Consider the following 6357-nt stretch of genomic DNA (forward strand, 5'->3'; position numbering starts at 1 on the left):
TTTGGGGATGACCCTGTGCCATCGTAAGAGCGTTGCTCAGTTTGCCAATTCTCTATGATGTCGTCAGATAACCAGATATCAATGCGCCCACGATCACGAAGACTTTGGTTGTATTCAGCATAATTGGTTTGCCGATAGGTGTGCTTTTTGAAGTGATGACGTCTGGATTCGTTGTCTTTGTAAGGCATGATTTTTGAACTGGACACGAAGATAGATGGCAAGGATAAAGTAAGGCACGCTCAAATCAAAATTGACGATTTTATGAGCGCGTCAACAAAGCCTCTCCGTACCCCAAGCCGTACCCAGAGCGATTTTGGCTACAATTAAAAACCGTTTAAATCCTTATTTAATGAGCTCTAGCATTACACCCGCTTCCATGTGGTGGGTGTAAGGGAATTGGTCAAATAGCGCAAAACGAGTGATGTCGTGCGTTTCGCTTAGAATGTCTAGGTTCTCTTTCAAGGTTTCAGGGTTGCAAGAGATGTACATGATGCGTTCATAGCTCTGCACCATTTTACAAGTATCAACATCCATGCCTGAACGAGGTGGATCAACGAAGATAGTGTTGCAGTTGTAGCTCTTTAGATCGATGTTTGCTTGTTGCAGGCGGCGAAATTCACGTTTGCCTTCCATTGCTACGGTAAAATCTTCTGCAGACATGCGAATAATCTGAACATTATCAATCTTGTTTGCCGCAATGTTGTACTGTGCAGACTCTACTGACGGTTTCGCCAGTTCTGTTGCCAGTACACGCTCGAAGTTTTGTGCTAGCGCTAGTGAGAAGTTACCGTTACCACAATAAAGCTCAAGTAAGTCACCTTTACTGTCTTGAGTACAATCAACCGCCCACTCAAGCATTTTTTCTGCGACTTTACCGTTTGGTTGAGTGAAGCTGTTTTCTACCTGTTGGTAGATGTAACTCTCACCGTTCACGTCTAGTTTTTCGATTACGTAGTCGCGGTCCAGCACGATTTTCATTTTACGTGCACGGCCAATCAGGTTTAGGTTAAAGCCTTCATTGTTTAATTTTTGTTTGAGTGCTTTAGCATCTTGAATCCACTGCTCACCCAGTTGACGATGGTAAAGCAGTGATACCAAAATCTCGCCACTCAATGTCGAAAGAAAATCAACTTGGAACAGTTTGTGACGTAGAGAGTGGTTATCTTTCATTGCCTCTGTTAATAGAGGCATTAAGTCGTTAATAAGGCGGCTCGCTGCCGGGAACTGATCGACTCGGTATTTTTCTTTGGTCTCTTGATTGAACATGACGTAATACATTTCGTCACCTTCATGCCACACGCGGAATTCAGCTCGCATGCGGTAGTGTTGTTCTGGAGATTCATACACTTCCAGCTCAGGCACATTGTATTCTGAGAACATGTCAGTAAGACGTTCAGTCTTTTCTGCCAGTTGTTCTTGGTAGCGTTGCGGGTTTACATCTAAATTCGCCATTGTTATGCCTTTTGCTGTCGTGCTTTTAAATCAAGAGCGCAGATTTTATTCAATCACAGGCGCTTGTCCAGTGTTGAGAGCCATTCAATGCCAATCGACCATGAAAACTATAGCTTATAACTATCTTAGACTGGACAAATGATTCCGAGGTCAATACTATCTTCGGCAAGCTGGTGCCATTTAGATGTATAGATGGCTGAAGAGGGAATCTGGTGTAAATCCAGAACTGACGCGCAGCGGTAAAAGAGAACGAGTATTCATCAGACACTGCAAATAGCTTTTTGTGGGAAGTCGAATATTAGGTAACCATTAGGTTGTGCTCTTGAGTCCGAATACCTGCCAGCGGCCAAACCATAAGATGTGGTTTGGTAGGACTTTACGCGATTTAGGATCACAACATGAACAAATCCCTTTTAGCGGTTGCTGTTGCATCGCTGCTTTCACCTATCTCCAATTTACACGCCCAAGAAGCATCAGCTGATGAAACTATGGTGGTTACGGCTAACCGTTTTGAGCAAGTTGATGGTGCTGTATTGGCACAAACGGTTGTTGTAACTAGAGAAGATATTTCAAAACTTCAAGCTAACAGCCTCATTGATGTTTTTCGAACTCTGCCAAGTGTTGAAGTGGCCCAGTATGGCGGTCGTGGGCAAACAGCCTCGTTCTATGTGCGAGGAGGCAGTTCCTCTCAAGTCTTAGTTCTGGTCGATGGTACCCGTTTACCAAGGGCCATGATGGGGGGCGTGGATTTTAACTCTCTACCAGTCAACTCAATTGAAAGAATTGAATTCATTCGTGGTGCTCGTGCCTCTGTATATGGGTCAGAAGCGATTTCAGGTGTAATCAATATTATTACTCGAGCTGATGTGAATGAAAATGCCGTTAAAGTACACGGTGGTTTTGGTACTAATAACCACTATGTTACCTCTTTAGCCGCGCTGCATAAGATTGATGATAGCCAACATATTAAAGCCGTTGTGGGTTATGAAAAAGATGATGGATTTAACGTTAAGCCGCTTGACGGTATCAATGAGGGTGATGAGCATGGTTTTGAGTCATACAATGTCAACATTGGCTACCAAAACCAACTGACTAAGCGTGTGAATGCTTTTGTCAATGTGGTGGCTTATGATAACGAAGGCGAATATGACAATAGTTATGCCGCTTCCTCTTGGGGGCCGGCAAGTCACGAAGAAAAAGTCGGTCGAACTGAATTTCGTTCTATCAACACAAATTTGGCTTACAGCGAAGGTGACCTCACTTCAACTCTTGATCTGACTTACGCAGAACAAGATAACTACGATTATGTTGTCGGTAAGAGTAAGAAAAGTGGTGGTATCACTTCGATTAACCAAATCAATGCTGCGTGGTTAAACTCTTACCGAGTCAATGAGCAGTTAGCTTTAGGGGCGGGAGTTGATTATCGCCGAGAAGAGTTGGATGAAGGTTATACAGGCTCTCGTTACTATAAGCCGGAAGAGAATCCTCGTGAAAATTACGGTGTCAGTGTCATTAGTCAATACACGTTAGACAGTTGGACATTGGAAGCGAGTGCTCGAAACGATGAAAACAGCCAGTATGGAAACAATACGACGTGGCAAGCGGCTGCGGGTTGGGCGTTTCTTGATAACTATGAGATTAAAGCAAGCTATGGTACTGCCTTCAGAGCGCCGACCTTCTTAGACTTATATTACCCAGGTTATGAAGCTCCTAATTTAAAAGCAGAAGACTCTCAGAATACTGAACTTACCCTTGAAGGTTCACACTCTTATTTAGATTGGTCGATTACTGGCTTTATCAACAAGATTGATAACATGTTGATGTGGCAAGGTTCAGGTATGACTAATATTGGTGAAGCTGAAATAAAAGGGGTGGAATTAGGCCTTGGATTCGACACCTCAATTGTTACCCATCAGTTCTACCTTGATTGGAAAGATCCCGTCGATAAATCTAATGGTAAGGAACAGCAATTGGCATATCGTTCCAAACAAGGTGCCAAGTGGAATGCTTTTGCTGAATTTGGGGATTGGGTATTAGGCTCTCAGTACCTATACCAAGGCGAGCGCTTCAATGGTGCGACACGATTGGCAAGTTACAGTCTTTGGAACTTTACTGCGGAGTACGCCGTTTCGCCAGAGTTTAAGGTGAAAGGAAAGCTGAGTAACGCATTCAATAAAGATTATGAGATGTATAGTGGTTACGCGACACCGGGTCGTGAATACTTTGTATCAGCGACTTACCAATTCTAATTTCCTAAACCGCCTTCGGGCGGTTTTTTCTTGTAGAGTGTATTAATGAAAAAGAAAGTCATCATAAGCTGGTCATCAGGAAAAGACTCCACTTTAACGCTGGAGCGTCTACTTGAAAGCTCTGAATATGAAGTTGTTGCGCTTTATACGACATATGTTGGAGATGAAGTTCCTTTCCAAGCGACTCCGCTCGGTGTGGTTGTCATGCAGGCTCAATTAATCGGTTTACCATTAATCAAGATTGAGCTTCCAGAAGTGTTCCCGAGTAACGAGATCTATCAACGTACCATTGTTAAGGCGCTTAAAGGCTCGGGCTTATCCATCGATGCAGTCGCGTTTGGTGATATGTTTTGTAATGGCATTGCTGAGTACCGAAGAAGTTATATAGAACCTGCCGGTTGGGAGTGTGTGTTTCCTCTTATGGGAGAGAGTAGCCAAGCGCTGGCTCAAGAAATCATAGATAGAGGAATCGACACCTTTCTCGTCACGGTCGATAGTGAGGCATTAGAAGCTAGTTATTGTGGACAACAATACACGTCTGAGCTAGTAGAGAGTTTGCCAAGTCACGTCGATCCATGTGGAGAAGATGGTGAGTTTCATACTTTAGTCACGTCAGCCCCTTGCTTTAAAGGAAAGCTTAAGATAGCGCTGGAAAATGTAGAGCAGGCTGAGCGATTTGTTCATCAACGCTATCGAGCTTGTATTATGTAGAGAGAGGATTTGCGAACACTAAGCGAAGGAGTATTATGACGGCGGAACTTATTACAGGTAATCATTGTGTCGGATAGTCTACAAAAAAACATATTAGTCTTTGATTCTGGGGTAGGGGGGCTATCTGTGTATAAAGAGATAAGTCAGTTACTGCCGAATCATAACTATATTTATGTATTCGATAATGAGGCTTATCCATACGGTGAACTTGATCAACAAGTCCTTATCCACAGAGTTCAAAGCATCGTGGCGAGTTTTGTATCGAGCCACGCTATTGATATCGTCGTGATAGCCTGTAATACAGCCAGTACGATTGTGCTACCTACACTTCGAGCTGGTAATCTAATTCCAATTGTCGGTGTTGTTCCTGCAATTAAACCGGCATCTCTACTTGCTAATAAAGCAGTGGGGCTTATTGCAACGCCCGCTACGATTACTCGTGAATACACTCACGATCTCATCAAAAACTTCTCAATTAATAAAAGAGTCGAGCTTTTAGGTTCGACACGGCTGGTGGATATGGCTGAAAATAAACTAAGAGGTGAGGCGATTGATCTTGAAGAGTTGCAACAGATCCTTCAACCGATGATCAACACGATTGATGTCGCCGTCTTAGGATGTACACACTTTCCATTGATTAAGACTGAGATTCAGCAAGTCTTAGGTAAGGACGTCTTATTAGTTGATTCAGGTAAAGCGATTGCCAAGCGAGTTCAAGGATTGTTGGATTTGGAAAGTAGTGGCCAAAAAGGGGGAGTGCGTGAGGTTTTTTGTAGTGCACTTCCTAAAAAAGAAAGTGCACTAAATAGTATGTTGAAACAGTTAGGGTTTAGCTCAGTTCAGCTTCGTCCGTCTCTGGGTGTTTAGGATCATTTGCAACTCGTACTTTTAAAGTTCGTTGCATGTAATCCTTATCGTTAAGCTCTGAAATGGCATGATTCACATCATTACTAGCCATTACCACAAATCCAAAGCCTCTTCTTTTACCAGTACGTTTGTCTTTCATTAAGCGTACTGCAAATACTTCACCATACTCCGAGAATAACTCACGTACGTGTGATTCATTCGCTTTGTATGGAAGGTTCCCTACATAAAGTGTTTTTGTTGATGCCTTAGGCTCTGAATCTGATTTTGAGTCGGTGCTTGAAAAGTTAACAACAAAAGCGGAAGCCAAGACACCAAGGATAAAGGTAATTGCAGGCGATATATCTACCTGAGAGAAAACAATGCCACCTAAAACAGCTAGTGCAGCAATTAACAACATCGATTTTTTTGAGTTCATATCGGAATACTACATATTAATAAACGAAATAGACGCGTCTACTCTTAACAAAATAGACACATGAATCTTACGTTCATGGTTTCCATTTTGCCAATATATTGCTGTGATAAGCCTCAAATGTTTAGTTTTTATTCGAAAAATGCGGAACTGGTGGCTTTTTTAGGCGATCAGAGAATTTCTTTAAAAAAGATCTTGTGCTCCATGTCGAACTCTCTATAATCCGCCTCACCGACACAGAGTGAGACGAAAGTCACACAGCAAATCGGTTGAGAAAAAAGGTTTGAAAATAACCCTTGACTCTCTAAGTGGTGCAGGTATAGTACGCACCCCTAGCGAATGAGATGTAAATCACAAAACGCTAGTGCTCTTTAACAATTTAAACCTATCAATCTGTGTGGGCACTCGTTGATGAATATCAAAACGTTTTATCGTTAGATAAAACAGATTCTTCGGAATCAAAATTGATTTCAATGAACTGAGTGACCAATCGAGATTAAGTTTACTTAGTCTTGGCACAGTCAATTCATTATCATTCTGTTGGAATGATAATAGCTTTAGAATTACTTTTTGTAGTTTTGAAGTCAGTATTCGTTGAGTCGACAAAATCTTAAATTGAAGAGTTTGATCATGGCTCAGATTGAACGCTGGCGGCAGGCCTAACAC

5 protein-coding genes, 1 pseudogene and 1 riboswitch are annotated in these 6357 nt (G+C 42.3%); of the genes and pseudogenes, 3 read left to right on the top strand and 3 right to left on the bottom strand.

What is annotated here, in order from left to right; genetic code table 11:
- Positions 1 to 206 (bottom strand): annotated as a pseudogene (locus tag L4B77_RS19070) (IS5 family transposase); the annotation flags it as partial.
- Positions 207 to 342: 136 nt separating this feature from the next.
- The gene (gene trmA / locus L4B77_RS19075; protein ID WP_429752386.1) at positions 343 to 1452 is read right to left on the bottom strand and encodes a tRNA (uridine(54)-C5)-methyltransferase TrmA; all 1110 of its coding nucleotides are present in this window, start codon (positions 1450 to 1452) and stop codon (positions 343 to 345) included.
- A gap of 154 nt (positions 1453 to 1606) precedes the next feature.
- Positions 1607 to 1810: riboswitch (cobalamin riboswitch) on the top strand.
- A 40-nt stretch (positions 1811 to 1850) separates the two neighbouring features.
- Here trmA and L4B77_RS19080 point away from each other — a divergent pair.
- From L4B77_RS19080 to murI, 3 genes are all read left to right on the top strand, one after another.
- Positions 1851 to 3701 (top strand): TonB-dependent receptor domain-containing protein, encoded by a 1851-nt coding sequence (locus L4B77_RS19080; protein ID WP_429752388.1) that lies wholly within the window; start codon positions 1851 to 1853, stop codon positions 3699 to 3701.
- Between the two features lie 45 nt (positions 3702 to 3746).
- On the top strand, positions 3747 to 4412 hold the full coding sequence (locus tag L4B77_RS19085; RefSeq protein ID WP_429752390.1) for a Dph6-related ATP pyrophosphatase: 666 nt from the start codon (positions 3747 to 3749) through the stop codon (positions 4410 to 4412).
- Positions 4413 to 4478: 66 nt separating this feature from the next.
- Positions 4479 to 5279: a glutamate racemase gene (gene murI / locus L4B77_RS19090; protein ID WP_372068246.1), complete on the top strand. Its 801-nt coding sequence runs from the start codon at positions 4479 to 4481 to the stop codon at positions 5277 to 5279.
- Here the strand turns inward: murI and L4B77_RS19095 are convergent.
- Positions 5242 to 5694 (bottom strand): RNA recognition motif domain-containing protein, encoded by a 453-nt coding sequence (locus tag L4B77_RS19095; RefSeq protein ID WP_261838338.1) that lies wholly within the window; start codon positions 5692 to 5694, stop codon positions 5242 to 5244. The two genes, murI and L4B77_RS19095, sit on opposite strands and share 38 nt — an antisense overlap.
- Positions 5695 to 6357: the final 663 nt, after the last annotated feature.

The sequence above is a fragment of the Vibrio minamisatsumaniensis genome, from assembly GCF_050337445.1.
Lineage (GTDB): Bacteria > Pseudomonadota > Gammaproteobacteria > Enterobacterales > Vibrionaceae > Vibrio > Vibrio artabrorum.